Source organism: Cupriavidus sp. FW305-26, assembly GCF_058787975.1.
Genome location: NZ_JBYTAH010000002.1, coordinates 164,040 through 181,849, shown reverse-complemented (window position 1 = coordinate 181,849; position 17,810 = coordinate 164,040). Strand labels below are relative to the sequence as shown.

At 65.8% G+C, this 17,810-nt stretch carries 16 protein-coding genes; 7 read left to right on the top strand and 9 right to left on the bottom strand.

Annotated elements, in window-relative coordinates; all coding sequences use genetic code 11:
* Positions 1 to 96 precede the first annotated feature (96 nt).
* Positions 97 to 1,710, top strand: a complete 1,614-nt coding sequence (locus AC3WQZ_RS02470) for an OpgD/OpgG family glucan biosynthesis protein (RefSeq protein ID WP_439669191.1) — start codon at positions 97 to 99, stop codon at positions 1,708 to 1,710.
* Positions 1,711 to 1,827: 117 nt separating this feature from the next.
* Positions 1,828 to 2,520, top strand: coding sequence for a GntR family transcriptional regulator (locus AC3WQZ_RS02465; RefSeq protein ID WP_010810226.1), 693 nt, complete (start codon positions 1,828 to 1,830; stop codon positions 2,518 to 2,520).
* Between the two features lie 24 nt (positions 2,521 to 2,544).
* Here the strand turns inward: AC3WQZ_RS02465 and yedA are convergent, their stop codons facing one another.
* The 4 genes from yedA to AC3WQZ_RS02445 all read right to left on the bottom strand — a co-directional run bounded on the left by yedA (position 2,545) and on the right by AC3WQZ_RS02445 (position 6,145).
* Positions 2,545 to 3,420 carry a drug/metabolite exporter YedA gene (gene yedA / locus AC3WQZ_RS02460; RefSeq protein ID WP_037023418.1) on the bottom strand — a complete coding sequence of 292 codons (876 nt, stop codon included), beginning with the start codon at positions 3,418 to 3,420 and terminating at the stop codon, positions 2,545 to 2,547.
* A gap of 216 nt (positions 3,421 to 3,636) precedes the next feature.
* A complete protein-coding gene (locus tag AC3WQZ_RS02455) occupies positions 3,637 to 3,822 on the bottom strand; it encodes a hypothetical protein (protein ID WP_010810228.1) in 186 nt (61 codons plus the stop codon).
* 141 nt (positions 3,823 to 3,963) lie between these two features.
* Entirely contained in the window at positions 3,964 to 5,139 is a 1,176-nt protein-coding gene (locus AC3WQZ_RS02450) for a M20 aminoacylase family protein (RefSeq protein WP_010810229.1), read from the bottom strand.
* Positions 5,140 to 5,146: 7 nt separating this feature from the next.
* Positions 5,147 to 6,145: a Bug family tripartite tricarboxylate transporter substrate binding protein gene (locus AC3WQZ_RS02445; RefSeq protein WP_010810230.1), complete on the bottom strand. Its 999-nt coding sequence runs from the start codon at positions 6,143 to 6,145 to the stop codon at positions 5,147 to 5,149.
* 114 nt (positions 6,146 to 6,259) lie between these two features.
* On the opposite strand from AC3WQZ_RS02445, the gene AC3WQZ_RS02440 reads away from it, so the two are divergent.
* Positions 6,260 to 7,171, top strand: coding sequence for a LysR family transcriptional regulator (locus AC3WQZ_RS02440; RefSeq protein WP_492299984.1), 912 nt, complete (start codon positions 6,260 to 6,262; stop codon positions 7,169 to 7,171).
* Positions 7,172 to 7,343: 172 nt separating this feature from the next.
* Entirely contained in the window at positions 7,344 to 8,147 is an 804-nt protein-coding gene (locus tag AC3WQZ_RS02435) for a BPL-N domain-containing protein (protein WP_492299982.1), read from the top strand.
* A 39-nt stretch (positions 8,148 to 8,186) separates the two neighbouring features.
* Here AC3WQZ_RS02435 and AC3WQZ_RS02430 read toward each other — a convergent pair whose 3' ends face one another.
* The 4 genes from AC3WQZ_RS02430 to AC3WQZ_RS02415 are packed head-to-tail and all read right to left on the bottom strand — an operon-like array spanning position 8,187 to position 13,710.
* Positions 8,187 to 9,917 (bottom strand): acetyl/propionyl/methylcrotonyl-CoA carboxylase subunit alpha, encoded by a 1,731-nt coding sequence (locus tag AC3WQZ_RS02430; protein WP_492299981.1) that lies wholly within the window; start codon positions 9,915 to 9,917, stop codon positions 8,187 to 8,189.
* 27 nt (positions 9,918 to 9,944) lie between these two features.
* The gene (gene pxpB, locus AC3WQZ_RS02425) at positions 9,945 to 11,588 is read right to left on the bottom strand and encodes a 5-oxoprolinase subunit PxpB (protein WP_492296796.1); all 1,644 of its coding nucleotides are present in this window, start codon (positions 11,586 to 11,588) and stop codon (positions 9,945 to 9,947) included.
* 27 nt (positions 11,589 to 11,615) lie between these two features.
* Entirely contained in the window at positions 11,616 to 12,428 is an 813-nt protein-coding gene (locus AC3WQZ_RS02420; protein WP_010810235.1) for a putative hydro-lyase, read from the bottom strand.
* 28 nt (positions 12,429 to 12,456) lie between these two features.
* A complete protein-coding gene (locus AC3WQZ_RS02415) occupies positions 12,457 to 13,710 on the bottom strand; it encodes an MFS transporter (RefSeq protein ID WP_010810236.1) in 1,254 nt (417 codons plus the stop codon).
* 335 nt (positions 13,711 to 14,045) lie between these two features.
* Here AC3WQZ_RS02415 and AC3WQZ_RS02410 point away from each other — a divergent pair, with 335 nt between their 5' ends.
* Positions 14,046 to 14,714, top strand: a complete 669-nt coding sequence (locus AC3WQZ_RS02410; RefSeq protein WP_010810237.1) for a GntR family transcriptional regulator — start codon at positions 14,046 to 14,048, stop codon at positions 14,712 to 14,714.
* Between the two features lie 108 nt (positions 14,715 to 14,822).
* On the opposite strand, the gene AC3WQZ_RS02405 is transcribed toward AC3WQZ_RS02410, so the two are convergent.
* Positions 14,823 to 15,722 (bottom strand): GntR family transcriptional regulator, encoded by a 900-nt coding sequence (locus tag AC3WQZ_RS02405; protein WP_492299979.1) that lies wholly within the window; start codon positions 15,720 to 15,722, stop codon positions 14,823 to 14,825.
* Between the two features lie 264 nt (positions 15,723 to 15,986).
* On the opposite strand from AC3WQZ_RS02405, the gene AC3WQZ_RS02400 reads away from it, so the two are divergent.
* Both AC3WQZ_RS02400 and AC3WQZ_RS02395 read left to right on the top strand, forming a co-directional pair.
* Positions 15,987 to 17,111, top strand: coding sequence for an NAD(P)H-dependent flavin oxidoreductase (locus AC3WQZ_RS02400; protein WP_010810239.1), 1,125 nt, complete (start codon positions 15,987 to 15,989; stop codon positions 17,109 to 17,111).
* An 83-nt stretch (positions 17,112 to 17,194) separates the two neighbouring features.
* Entirely contained in the window at positions 17,195 to 17,791 is a 597-nt protein-coding gene (locus AC3WQZ_RS02395; RefSeq protein ID WP_011617461.1) for a DJ-1/PfpI family protein, read from the top strand.
* Positions 17,792 to 17,810 lie beyond the last annotated feature (19 nt).

Genomic DNA, 17,810 nt, shown 5'->3' with positions numbered 1-17,810 from the left:
GCCGCCTGTAACAGAGGGTGTCCGAACTTTTCGCGGACGGCGGCGTCTCTTACAGTTCTGCACAACCCCCGGACAATAAAAGGACGCTTTCGCCACATGATGAACCGCCGAACCCTGCTGGTCTCCGCCACTGCCTCCGCCGCGCTCGCCGCACTGGGCATTACCCCGTCGGTGCTGGCAGCCAGCCGGATCAAACTCGGCGACGCCCAGCCATTCGGTTTCGACGCCCTGATCGAACGCGCCCGCGCGCTGGCCGGCAAGCCCTACGCGCCGCCGCCGTCACCGCCCGCGGACGTGCTGTCCCGCATCGACTACGACGCCCACGGCAAGATCCGCTTCCGCACCGACGACGCGCTCTTTGCCAGTGGCCCAGGCCAGTTCCCGGTCACCTTCTTCCACCTCGGCACGTACTTCCGCACGCCGGTGCGCATGCACGTGATCGAACGCGCCAAGGGCGGCCCCGGCAAGGCCCGCGAGATCGTCTACGACGACGCCTACTTCGACATGCCGGCCGACAGCCCCGCGCACAAGCTGCCGCCGGGCAGCGGCTTTGCCGGCTTCCGCTTCCAGGAAAGCCGCCTCGGCGACCAGAAGACACGCGACTGGCGCAAGAACGACTGGGTTGCCTTCCTCGGCGCGTCGTATTTCCGCGCCATCGGCGACCTGTACCAGTACGGGCTGTCCGCGCGCGGCATCGCCATCGACGTGGCCGAAGCCGGCAAGTCCGAGGAATTCCCGGCCTTCACCCATTTCTGGTTCGAGACGCCCGAGGGCAACGGCGATACCGTCACGGTCTATGCGCTGCTGGATGGCCCCAGCATCGCCGGCGCCTACCGCTTCGTCATGCAGCGTGGCAAGGCCGTGATCATGGATGTGGAGTGCGCGCTGTTCCTGCGCAAGGATGTGGGCCGGCTGGGGCTGGCGCCGCTGACCTCGATGTTCTGGTTCTCTGAGGGCATCAAAGGCACCGCCGTCGACTGGCGCCCGGAGGTGCATGACTCCGACGGCCTGGCGCTGTGGAACGGCGCCGGCGAGCATATCTGGCGCCCGCTGAACAACCCGCCGCAGACCACGGCCTCGGCGTTTTCCGACGATAACCCCAAGGGCTTCGGGCTGCTGCAGCGCGACCGCCTGTTCGACCACTACCAGGACGGCGTCAACTATGAGCGCCGCCCGAGCCTGTGGGTCGAGCCGCGCGACGGCTGGGGCGCCGGTTCGGTGCAGCTGGTTGAGCTGCGCACCGATGACGAGATCCACGACAACATTGTCGCCATGTGGGTGCCCAAGGCCCCGGCCAGGGCCGGCAGCACCTACCGCCTGCGCTACCGGCTGCACTGGCAGGCCGACGAGCCCTTCCCCTCGCCGCTGGCGCGCTGCGTGGCCACGCGCCTGGGCAATGGCGGTCAGCCGGGCCAGCCGCGGCCCAAGGGCGTGCGCAAGTTCATGGTCGAGTTCAAGGGCGCGCCGCTGGAGAAACTGCCCTTCGGCGTCAAACCTGAAGCCGTACTGACCGCATCTCGCGGCAGCTTCTCCTACGTCTTCACAGAAGCCGTGCCCAACAATGTGCCGGGCCACTGGCGTGCACAATTTGACCTGACCGCCGACGGCAACCAGCCGGTCGATATCCGCCTGTTCCTGAGGCTCAACGGCAAGCCGCTGTCGGAGACCTGGCTCTATCAATACCATCCGTTCCAGTCGCCGGCGGGCTGAGGTGCCCACGGCCGCGCGCCTGGCCCTTTACACCATATTGCGTCGCCGTGATGTCAGGCGCGCACGAGCGGGTATGATGACTGGCTACGACAGTCCAACTGCATCAGCCAGCCTCACATGATTTCTCAAGAGTTCGCCGGCGCCGCCGAGAGTGGCCAGGCCGCATCGCTCCCGCGCTCGGAGCGCGCCTACCAGCAACTGCGCGCCGCCATCCAGGCCGGCCAGCTGCCCCCCGGCACGCGGCTGCGCGAGGTGGAACTGGCCGAATCCCTGGGCCTGTCGCGCACGCCGGTGCGTGAAGCGCTGTCGCGGCTGGAGTCCGAAGGGCTGGTCGTCAACGAGCCCAACCGCGGCATGATGGTCACCCAGCTCGACGCCAGCATGGTCAGCGAGCTGTACGTCATGCGCGAAGTGCTGGAAGGCACCGCCGCCGCGCTGGCCGCGCGCCATGCCACCGACGTGGAGATCTCGCTTCTGCGCGATATCGTCGAGCGCGACCTGGCCATCGCCGACGACCCCGACCGGCTCGCGCTGAACAACCGGCTGTTCCACGAAACCCTGCACCGCTGCGCCCACAACCGCTACCTGCTGAAGACGCTGCGCTCGCTGCATGAGTCGATGGCACTGCTGGGACGCACCACGCTGGCGGTACCAGGGCGCGCGCGCAGCTCCTACGAAGAACACATCTCGCTGGTCGAGGCGCTGGAAAAGCGCGACCCGGCACTGGCCGAACAGATCGCGCGCCGGCATATCCAGCAGGCCTACAAGGTGCGGCTGTCGCTCTGGATCCAGGAACAGTCGGGCAGTTGATCTGCCCGGCAGCAGTCGGCCGTATCAGGCCGCCTGGGCCCGCGCCGTGCGCAGCGTGCCCAGGCTAAGCACGGCTAGCGCCACCAGGATCAGCATCACGGCACCCAGCGTCTGCGGCGCGATCTGCTCGCCGCCCAGCCATGCGCCCATCGCCAGCGCCACCGGCGGGTTTACATAGACATAGCTGGCCGACAACGTCTGGCTGACAGTGGACACCAGGTACATGTAGGCAGAGAACGCCACCAGCGACCCCGCCACCACCAGGTAGACCCAGGCCCAGCCGGCCTGCGCGCTGACCGATGCCGGCCACGGCTCCTGCCGCAGCGCCGACAGCACCATCAGCACCACGCCGCCGATCAGCATCTCCGCGGCAAATGCCGCGGCGCCTTGGGGCAGCTCCATCCGGCGCGCCAGCTGCGAGCCGAATGACCAGCTCGCCACTGCCAGCATCAGCGCCACCACGCCCCCGGTGCTGACGCGGAATTCCGCCCCCGCGGTCAGCACCAGGATTCCCAGGCTGCCGATCGCGATCGCCACGTACTCATACCATTTCGGCCGGTTGCCGAAGCAGGCACTCCAGATCAGCGCGAAGATCGGCATCGACCCGATCATCACCGTGGTGGCACCGGAAGAAATCGTCTGCTCGGCAATCGCTGTCAGGCCCATGCCGCCCACCAGCAGGAACAGCGCCGGCACCGCGCAGTTGCGCAACAGCCGCCACGACGGCATCGGCGTGCCCCGCCACGCCAGCCAGGCGGCCAGCAGCAGGCCCGCGCACAGGAAGCGCGTGCCCATCATGAACAGCGGCGGAAAGCTCTCCAGCGTGAAGCGGATTGCCAGGTAGGTCGTGCCCCAGACCACATAGGTGATCAGCAGGCACAGCAGGACAAGCGGGGGCATGGTCGGGAAGGCGTATTGCGAAGGCATCCACGATAGCCCCCTGCCACGTCCCGGCCAAACGAAAAGGTCTGGCAAGCCTTGCGAAAGTTATTCACAAAGCACGCAAGAACCGCGGGCAAAACAAAACCGGCCGCGTCTGCCCGGGCGGGCGCACGTATGGCCGGTTCTACAACGCAGCCCGCAACGGGCCACAACTACTCTGCTGCAAACAACTCTTTAGCCGTTGGCGTAGACCACGTGGGCCTTGCGGGCCTGGGTCTGCAGGCGCTCGATCGCGCTCTGGACGAAGGCGATGGCGCGCTTCACGTCGTGGGCGAAGCCCAGGCTTTGCGTACCGAGTTCACGGTCGATCAGTTCGCGTTCGAGTTGGTCAGTCAGCTTGATATCGGATTGGGTGTTCATGGCGTCCTTCCTTTCGGGATTACCCTTATGGGGTTTTCCCTGATTGTAGCAGAAGGATTGTCGCGCTGCAGCATTAGGTGAAAGTACGTATGCGGGAGCGCAACCATGAGTTGTCGCAAGTGCTACCAGGGTCGGCAGCGTTTAGTCCACGAGGAAACGTTCGCACAGCAGGGCCCAATACGCCGCACCGACAGCAATGTTCCCATCATTGAAGTCGTAGCCGGGATTGTGGACCGAGCAGCCTCCGGCCTTTCCGCCTTCGCCGTTTCCAAGCCACAGGTAGCAGCCAGGCACGGCATCCAGCATGAAGGCAAAGTCCTCACTGGCGGCAATGGGCGACGCCTGGCAGTTGACGTGGCTCGCGCCCAGCAAGTCCAGGGCGACCTGGCTTGCGAACGCCGTTTCGGCCGGCGTATTCACCAGGACTGGATACCCGCGCTGATAATCGACCTGCGCCGTGACGCCATAACTCTGCGCCTGCGCGGATACCAGGTCCCTGACACGCTGCTCGATCCGCTCTCGCACATCGCGGTCCAGTGCGCGGACACTCAGCCTGAGCACGGCGTGCGAGGGAATGATATTGGAGACGGTACCGGCCTGGAACGCGCCCACGGTAATGACCGCCGCTTGCAGCGGATCGACATTGCGCGCCACGATAGTCTGCAAGGCCATCACGATGGAGGCGCCGGCCACGACAGGGTCGGCCGCGTGGTGCGGGATCGCCGCATGGCCGCCGACGCCTTCCAGCGTGATGGTGACGTTGTCGGCCGAAGCCTGCGCCGCGCCCTCGCGCAACAGCAGACGGCCCGATGCGGTGCCCGGTACGTTGTGCATGGCGAAGACGGCATCGCAAGGGTACTTCCTGAACAGTCCGTCCTCCATCATCTTCTTTGCACCGCCCAACCCCTCCTCTGCCGGCTGGAAGATAAGGTTCAGGGTTCCGCTGAAGTCGCCGCGCCGGGCGAGGTACTTTGCTGCGCAAAGCAGCATGGTGGTATGCCCGTCATGCCCGCAGGCGTGCATCACGCCGGGATGGCAGCTGGCATAGGGGAGCCCTGTGGCCTCCTCCATCGGCAGGGCATCCATGTCGGCGCGAATGCCAAGGCTGCGGTTGCCCGTACCGCGTCGCAGCCGGCCGACGACCCCCGTTGTCCCCAGCCCGCGCTCGACCTCATAGCCCCATTCGGCGAGCAGGCTGGCCACCATGTCGCTGGTGCGGTGTTCCTCGAAGCCGAGCTCCGGATGCCGGTGCAGGTCACGGCGAACTGCTACGAACTCTTCGGCGCTGTCCCGCAGCGCGGCCAGGATGGGATGCATGGCGTCCTTATTGCGGCTGCAAGCCGATGGCACGGGCAATGCCGCGGTATTGTTCGATGCTCTGCTGATAGGCCTTCTGACTTTCGGCAAGCGACACCGGCTTGGACGCAGGCAGGTTCGCGGCATCCAGGCTTGCGCGCACCGAGGGGTCGGCCAGCGTATGCACAATCGCGTTGTGCACCGCCTGCACGACAGGCTCGGCAGTGTCCTTCTTCACGAAGATGCCAGCCCAGGTTGAATAGTTGAAGCCTCGCAGCGCCTTGCTCTCATTGACGCTGGGGACCGACTTCACTGCCTCCACTCGCGTAGGCGACAGTACGGCCAGCATCCGGACCTGGCCGGTGCGCATGCGTTCGATGTCAGGCTTGCCAAATGGCGAGATGAAGATATCGACAATTCCGCCAACGAGGTCCTGGATCACGGGCGCGCCGCCCTTGTAAGGCACGTGAGTCATCGGCGCTCCAATGGTTTGGGACATGTGCGCCCCCAGGAGGTGATAGAGCGAGCCGATGCCGACGCTGGCGTACGTCAGTGGTTTGCCGGCCTTGGCTGCCTGCGCGGCATAGGCGGCGAGTTCGTCGACATCCTTTACCGGCAGATCCCTGCGCACCAGGATGGCAAGATCGACAGTGCCGACCATATGCACCAGCCTGAAATCTTCGCTCCTGAATTTGATTGCGGCATTGGCCAGCGGCGTAGTGATGAGCTCGCCGGGCCCTGCCTGCAATAGCAGGTGGCCGTCGGCCGGTGCATGAAGGACCTTCTGCGCGGCAATCGCGCCACCAGCTCCCCCGAGGTTCTCGACGATGACTGGCTGCCCGAACTGCCGGGCCAGGGACCCGTTCAGGTTCCGGGCAACAACGTCGGAGAGGCCGCCCGCCGGGAACGGCACCATCAGCGTTACCGGCCGGTCAGGAAAGCCGTGTGCCGGCGCCAGCCCTGCAAAAAGCAGTGCTGCAACCAGGCCGCCGAGCCAACGGCGGCCAATGTTCTTGAATCGGGTCATGGCGGTCTCCTCAATGCGTGTTCTTGTGGAATCGGATCGTAAAGCGCCGTCCGGCATGCGTCCAATGCATTATCGGTCTAAAATTTATTCAAAAATCTCATCTATAAGTGCGCAATGCATCTCAAACATCTCAAGCATCTGCTGATGGTGGCGGATATGGCGTCCTTCAGCCAGGCGGCACAACGCCTGCACCTGACCCAGTCCGCGCTGAGCCGGAGCATCCAGACGTTGGAGGACGAACTGGGAGGCCGCCTGATCGACCGGCACGGCAAGCGCAATGTGCTGACCCCATTGGGGGAGCTGACTGCAAACCGGGCCCGGCGCATCGTGTTCGAGGAAGCGGAACTGCACCGCAGCGTCGAACTGTTCCACCACCACCACCTGGGTGCCATCCGCGTCGGGCTGGGCGCGGGGCCGGGCGCAGTGCTGGCGACGCCGTTTCTCCGATACATGGCCAGGCACCATCCCGGCATACAGGTCAGCGTGTCGCTTGGTACTTCCGATGCGCTGATGATCCAGCTGCGTCAGCGATCGCTTGATGCAGTCATCGTGGAGGTGAGCAGCGTGGCGCCTGCAACGGACCTTCGCCACGAACTGCTGAACACGTTGCAGGGCCGCTTTATCTGCCGCACAGGACATCCGCTTGTGCAACAGGCTGCCGGCGGAGACGCCGTATCGTTTGACGATGTCATGCGTTATCCGCTGGCTTCCGCCCCGCTCAGCACGGAAGTCGCGCGCAACCTGGTGAAGCGCTTCGGTCCACGCGCGGATCCGGAGCATTGCCTTAGCCTCAGGTGCGAGAATGTCCGGAGCCTGGTCGAAGCTGTGCTGGATTCCGACGCGATACTGTTCAGCATCGTCGCCGCAGTGCGTGCGGAGATTGCCGCAGGAAAACTATGCGAACTGGTCACGACCCCAGCGGTCGATGATGGCCCCCGCTATGCCTTTTTCACCCTGGCGGGGCGGACCGAGGCGCCCAGCATGGAAATATTCCGGAAATTCACGGACGAGCATTTGCGTGACTAGCCGCCAGGCGAGCTGTTCCCGATCGGCAGCGTTATGCTTGAATCCATTCAGGGCAATGATGTGCCTTGTCGATGCACAACAAGAGTTCCTTGGATCACCCAACCTCCACTCCGAGACCGGTACCGGAGCCGTCCCGTGAGTTCCCGTTCCTTATTCAAAAGCGGATGCCGGTATGCCAAGGCCCCAGATCCTGACCTATGTCGACGCCGGCGCTTCCGACTGGACCGCATGCCTGATGCGGACCATCGGGCACCAACTCCACGCCAGCACCTACGAGAACCGTGCGGTGATGGCAGACGACATCCGGCACGACGCCACGCTGTTCGATGGGGCGGTGCTGTTTGTCATGCCGGGAGGCGCCGACCTTCCCTACTGTGCAATGCTGAACGGTGCCCCGAACGCGCGCATCCGGCGTTTCGTCGAGCAGGGCGGCGTCTACCTCGGGATTTGCGCGGGCGCTTACTACGCATGTCGGGAACTGGCGTTTCACGCCGGCACCAGGGGCGCAATCTGCGGCCCGCGCGAGCTGTGCTTTGTCGACGCCGTGGCAGTGGGCTCGCTGCCAGAACTGACTGACGGCATGCTGTATGACGGCACGCCGCGTACCACGGCCGCGGTGAAACTGCGCACCACGGACAGCCTGACCGATGTCCCGATGTCGCTATACACCCACTACCATGGCGGCTGCCGCTTTGACTTCGGCGACGCTCCCGGCGCTGACACGCAGGTCCTGGCCGTCTATGCGGATATCGATGGCACGCCGCCCGCCATCGTCAGTTCACGGGTTGGCAAGGGCCGCGCGGTGCTCGCCGGCGTCCACCTTGAGATCTCCGAGCGGGAGTGCAAGGATGCGCTGCGCGGACACAGCGATATGCGTGAACACCTCCATGTCTGCGACCGGCTGGCGGAGACCGGCGATACACGCCTGGCGGTGTTTCGCCGCTTGCTGGCGCACGCGGGGCTGGTGCTGAACTGAGCGGCGCGCCCTACCCTTTGGCCGGCATTCTTGGTGAATTCACACAATGTTGACCAGCCGCGTCCCCGCCGTCAGGAACGTGCCTGCGGCCGCCTGCCACGTTACGCGGCCGCCGCGATGAGCATGGACTTGCATCTCCATCTTCATGGCTTCCATCACGGCGATCAGATCGCCTTCCTTGACCTCGTCGCCAACTGCGACCTTCCAGGTCTGCACGGTGCCGGCGATCGGGGATGGCAGGTCGGCCGGGTCGGTAGCGGCGGCCTGGGCCGGCGCCGCGGCGCTGCCTTGCCCGGGCGCGTCGGCGAGGCCGCGCAGCAGCTGCGCCGGCAGCCCCAGCACCATGCGGCGGCCGTCGATCTCGATGGCGGTGCGCAACAGGCTGGCATCGTGCCGGGGCTCGGCACGGGTGGCCGCTGCCAGCGGTTCGGCGAAGTCGGACTCGATCCAGCGCGTGTGGACCCTGAAGCCATCCGCGCCGAGGAAATCTGCGTGGTCGATCACCGCACGGTGGAACGGCAGCACCGACGCCACACCCTCGATACGGAACTCGCGCAGCGCACGGCGTGCGCGCGCCAGCGCCTGTTCGCGCGTGGCACCGGTCACGATGAGCTTGGCCATCAGCGAGTCGAATGTGCCGGGGACCACCGAGCCCGACTGCACACCCGAGTCCACGCGCACCCCGGGGCCCGACGGAGCTTCGAAGGTCTGCACCGGCCCGGGCGCGGGCAGGAAGCCGCGGCCCACGTCCTCGGCGTTGATGCGGAACTCGATTGAATGGCCCAGCGGCGCCGGGGTTTCGGTAATGGAGAGCGGCAAGCCATCCGCCACGCGCAATTGCTCGACCACCAGGTCCACGCCGGTGGTCTGCTCGGTCACGGGGTGCTCCACCTGCAGGCGGGTGTTGACCTCCAGGAAGGAGATCGCGCCGCTGGCGCTGAGCAGGAATTCCACGGTGCCGGCACTGGTGTAGCTGGCCGCCGCGCAGATGTCGCGGGCGGCGGCGTGGATACGCGCGCGCTGCGCGTCGGTCAGGAACGGCGCGGGGGCTTCTTCGACCAGCTTCTGGTTGCGGCGCTGCAGCGAGCAGTCGCGCGTGCCCAGCACCACGACATTGCCATGCTGGTCGGCCAGTACCTGCGCTTCGATATGGCGGGGCTTGTCGAGGAACTGCTCAACGAAGCATTCGCCGCGGCCAAAGGCAGTGACAGCCTCGCGCACGGCGGAGGCGTACAACTCTTCCACCTCATCCATGCGCCATGCGATCTTCATGCCGCGGCCGCCGCCGCCGAAGGCTGCCTTGATGATGATCGGCAGGCCGTACTGCTCGGCAAAGGCCAGTACCTCACTGGCATCCACGACCGGGTCGGGCGTGCCGGCGACCAGCGGGGCGCCAACCTGCAAGGCGATCTTGCGCGCTTCCACCTTGTCGCCCAGCCGCGCAATCGTGGCGGGAGACGGGCCAATCCAGACCAGGCCGGCATCGATCACGGCCTTGGCAAAGGCTTCACTTTCCGACAGGAAGCCGTAGCCTGGATGCACGGCATCTGCCCCGCTGCGCCGGGCGATATCGAGCAGCTTGGGAATGTTCAGGTAGGTGTCGGCCGGACGGTCGCCATCCAGGCCGTAGGCCTCGTCGGCCAGCCGCGCGTGCAGCGCGTCGATATCAGCATTGGCATACACGGCCACCGACCCGACTCCGTAGTCGGCACAGGCGCGGATGATGCGGACGGCAATCTCGCCACGGTTGGCAATCAGGACTTTCTTCATCGCAAATCTCGGTTGGGGCTTGTGCGCTCAGGCGGCAGACGGTCGCTGCGCCGACAGTTGCAGCTCTGACGGTTGAAGTTCTTCGAAGGCGCCGAGCGGGTTGAAGCGCAGCCAGGCGCCAACCGGAATCTGTCCGGCGCGGTCCAGGTGGTAAGGCGCCACGGCCCCGATCACGGGGTAGCCGCCGGTCAGCGGGTGGTCGGCCAGGAACAGCACGGGTTGGCCGCTTGGCGGCACCTGCAACGCACCCAGGGCGGTGCCCTCGCTGGGCAGCTCGCCGGTGATGGCGCGCTCCAGCGGCACCTCGCCGGCCAGGCGCAGGCCCACGCGGTTGGATTGCGGGGTGACTTGCCAGCGCTGCGCAGCAAGGCGCGCCACGGACTCCGCAGTGAACCAGTCGGTGCGGGGACCGAGCACCACATCCAGCACGACGTCCTGCTCCACCGTGGGCAGATCGGCGGCAGGCAACCCGGGGGTGCCCACGACGGCGCCGGCCGGTGCGGGCAGCAGGTCCAGCACATCGCCCACGGCCAGTGGCGCGGGACCGACCTTGGCCAGCGAGTCAGTCGCACAACTGCCCAGGACCGGCGTGACGGCAAACCCGCCGCGTGCTGCCACATAGCTGCGGGCGCCGGCAAGAGGCTGACCGATGCTCAGCGTGTCGCCATCGGCCAGCGCCACGGCCTGGTGGTTCGGGACGCTCCATTGGCGACCATCGGCAGTGCGCACCGTCAGCGCCGCATCGGCGCCAGTGACAGCCAGCACGGTTTCACCCACGCTCTGCAGTTGCAGGCCGCCGCCCACGGTCTCGAGCGCCGCGCCGTCGCTGCGGTTGCCGACCAGGCGGTTGGCCATCTTGAGGGCGGCCTGGTCCATCGCACCCGAGGCCGAGACGCCCTGCCCCGCCTGGCCGTGCCGGCCCAGGTCCTGGAACACGGTCTGCAGCCCGGTGGCCCTCACCTTCAGCGCCGCGGCAGCAGCCGCCTTGTCCGTCGGCAACGGCTGGCGCGCCGGGGCGCCGGCGGCGATGGCGCTGCCCGCATCGAGCACGCCATCGAGCGTGGCGATGTCGATGAAGCGCACGCGATAGCCGGGCTGCAGCAGCGCAGGCTGTTCGCGATTCAGGTCCCACATGGCCACGGGGGTAACCCCGATGATCTGCCAGCCGCCCGGGCTGGCCTGCGGGTACACGCCGCTGAAGGTGCCAGCCAGGCCCACGGCGCCGGCGGGAATACGCGTGCGCGGCGTACTGCGGCGCGGCACGTCGAAGCTGGGATGGCCGCCGCTGAGATAGGCAAAGCCTGGCGCAAAGCCGGTAAAGGCAACGGTGTATTCGCTGCCGGTGTGGCGGCGCACCACTTCCCTGGGCGTGATGCCAAGCAGCTGGGCCACCTCGGCCAGGTCCTCGCCGTCATAGCGCACCGGAATCTCGACCAGGATGTTGCTGCGCTCGACGCGCTGCGACAGGTCGCGCGCGGCGATGGCCGATACCAGCGCGGCGGCGCTGATGGCCGATGGGCGGAAGTGAACGAGGATGGTGCGCGCAGCGGGCACCAGCTCCGCCACGCCGTGCACGGGATCGCGCTGCAGCGAGGCCAGCAGGGCCAGGGTCTGGTCCAGGTCGGCCAGTTCCACCAGCAGTGCATTCGAAGTGACGGGCAGAAAACGCAAAACGAGCTCCGCAATGACCCGGAGGTCCTAGACGTGATACGTGCTGTCTGGCACGTCGGTAATGAACATGTGGCCCGGCGCATGCGTCACGGCGAACGGGACGCCTGACGCCATCACGGCCGCCTGGGGCGTGACGCCGCAAGCCCAGAACACCGGGATCTCGCCCGGCTCGATACGCACGGCGTCACCAAAGTCAGGCCTGGCGAGGTCGGCAATGCCCAGCGCGGCCGGATCGCCGACATGGACGGGCGAGCCGTGCACCGACGGGAAGCGTCCGCTGATGGAAACCGCATCGGCAACCCGATGCGCAGGGATGGGCCGCATGGACACGACCATCTCGCCATGCAGGCGGCCAGCCGGGCGACACTGGCGGTTGGTGCGGTACATCGGCACGTTGGAACCGTCGGCGATATGCCGCACCTCGATGCCTGCCTCTTGCAGCGGCGTCTCGAAGGTAAAGCTGCAGCCGATCAGGAAGGTGACCAGGTCCGGGTGCTCAGTCCACAGGGGCGTGGCATCCGCCACCTCCTCCGCCAGCTTGCCGTCGCGCCACACGCGATACAGCGGGATGTCGGTGCGGATATCGGCCCCTTGCGCCAGCACGGTCTGCTGTGCACCCGCTTCGATCACGTCGAGCACGGGACAGGCCTTGGGGTTGCGTTGCGCGTACAGCAGGAAGTCCCAGGCCCAGTCGCGCGGCAACGCGATCATGTTGGCTTGCGTCATCCCCGGTGCAATGCCGGCGGTAGGCTGTACCGTGCCGGCACGGTAGCTTGCGCGCGCTGCGCGCGCGGCGTTCACGGCGGCGATGCGGGTGCGTTCCAGTGCGGAATCTTGCATGCGTGTTGCTCCAGTGTCTTGGATCAGATCAATGCGCGGCCTCGGCCCCGGCTTCGGCGAGCAATTCGCGCCCTTGCGTTTCCGGCAACAGCAGGCAGGCGATAACGACCAGCCCATAGGCGCCGGCGGCGAGATAGCCGATGGCAACCCCCAGCGACATCGATGCGCTCATATGCCCGATCATGGCCGGGAATATGGAACCGACCGCACGGCCAAAGTTGTAGCAGAAGCCCTGGCCGGAGCCGCGGATATGGCTCGGATACAGCTCCGTCAGGTAGGCCCCCATCCCCGAGAAGATCCCGGACAGGAAGAAACCCAGGGGGAAACCCAGCACCAGCATCGCGGCGTCGGTAATCGGCAACTGCGTATAGCAGATCACGAGGAAGGCCGCGCTCACCGCAAACAGCATGAAGCAACGCCGGCGCCCCAGGCGGTCGGACAGCCAGGCGCTGGTCAGGTAGCCGGCGAAGGACCCGGCGATCAGCACCATCAGGTAGCCGCTGGTGTTGAGCACGGAGAGATTGCGTTCCATCTTGAGGTAGGTGGGCAGCCAGGTCGTCACCGAATAGTAGGCACCTTGCATGCCGGTCGCCAGCAGGCTTGCCAGCACCGTCACGCGCAGCACGCCGGGCTTGAAGATCAGCATGAAGTTATTGCTTTGCCCGGTGCGGGCCAGCTTGGCCCTGGTTTCCTGATACACCTCGGGCTCGGAGATATTGCGGCGGATATACAGGATAAAGACCGCCGGCAGCACGCCGGCCCAGAACAGCACGCGCCATGCGTATTGCTGCTCGAACACGGCATAGACCGCCCAGAATGCAATCGCCGACAGGCCCCAGCCGATGGCCCAGCTGCTTTGCACCAGTCCGACCGCCTTGCCACGGTGGCGGGCCCGGATCATCTCGGCGATCAGCAGGGAACCGACTGACCATTCGCCGCCAAAGCCCAGGCCTTGCAGCATGCGGGTCAGGAACAGTTGCTCGGGGGACTGGGTGAAGCCGCTCAGGAACGTGAAGAAACTGAACCAGAGCACGGTCAGCTGCAGGATCCGCACGCGACCATATTTGTCGGCCAGGATGCCGGCCAGCCAGCCGCCGATGGCCGAGCTGATGAGCGCGCCCGTCGCGATGTAGCCAGCCTCGGCCTTGGTCATGCCCCACACCAGGATGAAGGTGGGGATCATGAAGGTGTAGATCATGTAGTCGAAGGCATCGACCCCATAGCCGACGAAGGCGGCAAAGAGCGTCTTGCGCTCCGCCTGATTTGTTTCTTTAAGCCACATGGTTGCGCTCACTATGGATAAGGACAAAGCGTGGACAAGGCTCGTCGCGATGTCTTCACGACGAAGTTCCGGTAGCGAGCAAGACCACTAAGACAGCGGCCCCGCACCCCAGCCGCTGTTTAGCAAAACACATGCCATGTTCATCTATCCGCACGTATGACTCAACCACCGTGACATATTGTTGAACAATATTGGCTGAGGTTCGATTCTCGTATACACCTAAGTCACGTCTGCAGGGCAGACTTCGCACCAATCTTGTGCCTATTGTTCAACAAAGTGAGATAACATCGCCGCACGGGGCATGCCGGAACCTGTCGCCCCTGACGCAAGCCAACATGACATCCAGTACTGACGTAAGAAACCTGGCCGAGCGGGTCACGGAGCAGATTCGCCAGCGCATCGTGCATGGCGAATTCGCGCCCGGGCAGCGCTTGTCGGAAGCCGCGCTTAGCGAGAGCCTGCAGATCTCGCGCAACACCTTGCGCGAGACCTTTCGCGTGCTGACCAAGGAAGGCCTGCTCAAGCACGAACCCAACCGCGGGGTATCCGTGGCAATTCCCAGCATTGCGGCCATCATCGACATCTACCGCGTGCGCCGCATGATCGAGTGCCAGGCCATCGCCCAGGCCTACCCCAGCCATCCAGCCAGGAAGCACCTGCGCGAAGCGGTGGAAATGGGACTGCGCTGCCGCGACAGCGGCGACTGGCAAGGCGCGGGTACCGCCAATATGGAGTTCCATATGGCGATCGTGGAACTGGCCGACAGCGAGCGGCTGAACGTGATGTTCGCCCACCTGCTGGCCGAGCTGCGCCTGGCTTTCGGCATGCTGCAGGATCCCGAATTCCTGCATGGCCCATATGTCGAGCTGAACCAGCACATCCTGCAGTTGTTCGAGGCGGGCAAGCTCGCAGAGTGTGCCGCAGCCCTCAACGACTACCTGGTGCAGTCCGAGCGCATCGTGCTGTCGGTTTGCGCCCGGCACCCGATTTTCAAGGGGCGTTGAACGCCGGTGCGGCGCATCCATGCATAGCTGCTGCACGCCGAGCCGCAATGGCCACCGCCTGCTCAAGATGCGGAGCCATGCATTGTCGTCGGTAAGGCGCCAGTGTCCTCACTTCACGGCAAGCGTAAACGGCAGCAGCAGCGCATTCACAAGCAGCAAGCCATAGACGACCACCGCCGCCGCCGGGATGGCGAAACGCGTCCGATCCTGTGCGCGCGCGGCACGGCGCGTCCACAGGAAACCCGCACCCATCACGACCAGTCCTGAAAGCAGACTCTCCACGGCAAGGGCTGCCGGATGGGACTTGTCCGGGCGGCTGTTCTTGTTCTCGGCAACGGGAGGCGCTGTGGCTTGCCAGACAGGCAGCGTTTCAACAGCCGGAGCCGTCGGCCGTGTTGGTTCGACGGGTTCCGGTCCAGCCGCCGCGGCAAGCGGCTCTGCCGGCGGCGGCTCTTCTTGCACGCGCTGCGTCGGCGCAGGGATCTGCGTTGAGGTCTGCGAGCCCTGCGCGGAAGACACCGCAGGCGGCGGTGCCGCCTCCTGGCTGGCGGGTGGCGACACCGCCGTTGCTGCTTGATTCGCGGAGTCGGACCGGCCCGGTGCGATTCGCATCGAATCCCGCTCCCGCCAGAATTTCGCGAACATGCTTTCCAGGCAGCGCACCGAGCCGCAGGCATCGCGCCGGCCGCGCCACGCCGCGATGTCCGAGTCCAGGATCCTGCCCTTGCGCAGCATCCTCTGCTGCTCGGCGTAAATGCGCTCGTAGCGCTCTGACAGCCTGGGGGAATCGCAGATCAGATGCCGCGGGCGCGCCTGCGGACCGGCCTCGTCTGTCGCAAGGTTGCATCTCACCCCGGAGCCATCCGGATTGTTGCAGCGTACGGGGGATTCGCGCGCAATTGGCTTGCAGACGATGTCAGAGGCCCACGCGCCGCTTGCGGCAGTAAGGCCCGCTGCTACACCCACGGAGACAATGGTGGCCAGGCGCCCTGTGATCCTCTTCATCATGATGCCCCATCAAAGCGGCCCAAGGCTTTCAAGCTAGTCGATAGTTGCCGGGTATTCCAGGCACGCAATGCGGGGCGCGCGCGGTAAGCCACCTTGCCCGGCACCGACAGGTCCGGATGCGTCGCGCGATGAACAATGCATTGCGAAGCCGCAGCAACTTCTCACGCCGCGAGATTTCATGGCATTCTCGATACCCTCCGACACAGCCTCGCCTTCGAAAATTTCCCGAGCGGAATCATGCACATCAAAGCGAAAGAGACTCTCATGGACACTTCCAGGCCTTCCAGCCAGCGCCGCAACCTTTGTTCGATCCTGGGCATTTCCACGCCCATCATCCAGGCGCCCATGGCCGGTGTCAGCACAGCGGCCATGGCTGCAGCCGTGTCAGAGGCCGGCGGGCTGGGCTCGCTCGGCGTCGGGGCAATGGATGCCGAAGCGGCGCGAAAGACAATCCGCGAGACACGAGCGCTGACCGGCAAGCCATTCAACGTCAACCTGTTCTGCCACGCCCCCGCCAAGGCCGATGAGGTGCGCGAGCAGGCCTGGCTCAGCTACCTTGCCGCCCAGTTTGCCGAGCACGGCGCGACCACACCCGCCAGCTTGCGCGAGATCTACAGGAGTTTCGTGGCCGACGACGCCATGTTCCAGATGCTGCTGGAAGAAAAGCCAGCGGTTGTGAGCTTCCATTTTGGCCTTCCCGCCAAGCAGAAAATTGACGCGCTGCGCGCGGCCGGCATTGTGCTGCTGGCCAGTGCAACGTCCCTGCATGAGGCCCGCCAGATAGAGGCCGCCGGCGTGGACGCCATCGTCGCGCAAGGCATTGAAGCTGGCGGACACCGCGGCGCCTTCGACACCGATGGCTACGACGAAGGCCTCGGCACGCTGGCTCTGGTGCGTCTTCTGGTGCTGGGCACGAAACTTCCGGTGATTGCCTCGGGCGGCATCATGGACGGGGCAGGCATTGCCGCGGTACTGGCTCTCGGGGCAGAAGCCGCCCAGCTTGGCACCGCATTCGTCGCCTGCCCGGAGTCATCTGCCGATGCCGCCTATCGCGCGGCGCTGACCGCGCCCCAGCCGCGCGCGACCACGCTCACCCGCGCCATATCGGGCCGCGCGGCCAGGGGCTTCACCAACCGGCTCACGGCACTCGGCGCCGCCGCCGACGCACCTCCGGTGCCGGACTACCCGATCGCCTATGACGCGGGAAAGGCGCTTCACGCCGCTGCCAAGGCCGCGGGGAGCGCTGAGTACGCGGCGCAGTGGGCCGGGCAGGCAGCGCCGCTGGCCAGGTCCCTGCCGGCCGCGGAGCTGGTGGCGCAACTCAGGTCGGAGCTCAGGCAAGCGATCCTGCGCATGGCGACGTTTGCGGACCCGCAGGACGCAGCCTGAGCGTATCTATAACAATTATTTGAATGTACTGACTGCCGGCTCTACGATGGCGCAACCCAACGTCGCCACTCCCACGAGGCCCCATGCATATCGCCATCCTGACCTTCGAAGGCTTTAACGAAATCGACTCGCTGATCGCGCTCTCCATCCTCAACCGGGTCAAGCGGCCCGGCTGGCGGGTTTCGATCGCCAGTCCGGCGGCCAAGGTGCGTTCGCTGAACGGTGTGGTGATGGAGGCGCAAGCATCGTTGGAGGACGCATGCAACGCGGACGCTGTGCTGGTGGGTAGTGGGATACGAACCCGGGAAGTCGTCGCCGATACCGCGCTGATGTCGCAACTCCGCTTCGACCCGACGCGCCAGTTGTTGGGCGCGCAATGCTCGGGCACGCTCATACTAGCCAAACTGGGCTTGGTGAACGACGTTCCGGCCTGTACGGACCTGATCTCCAAGCCATGGGTAGTGGAGGCCGGCGTGGCTGTGCTCGATCAGCCGTTTGTCGCCAGGGGAAACGTTGCAACCGCCGGCGGATGCCTGGCGTCGCAGTACCTGGCCGCCTGGTTCATCGCCCGTCTGGAAGGCGTCGAGGCTGCACGCAACGCGATTGACTATGTGGCGCCAGTGGGCGAGAAGGTGGCCTACGTGACGCGCGCGATGGCGAACATTGCGCCGTTCCTCTGATGTGCGCCCCGGTCGAGCC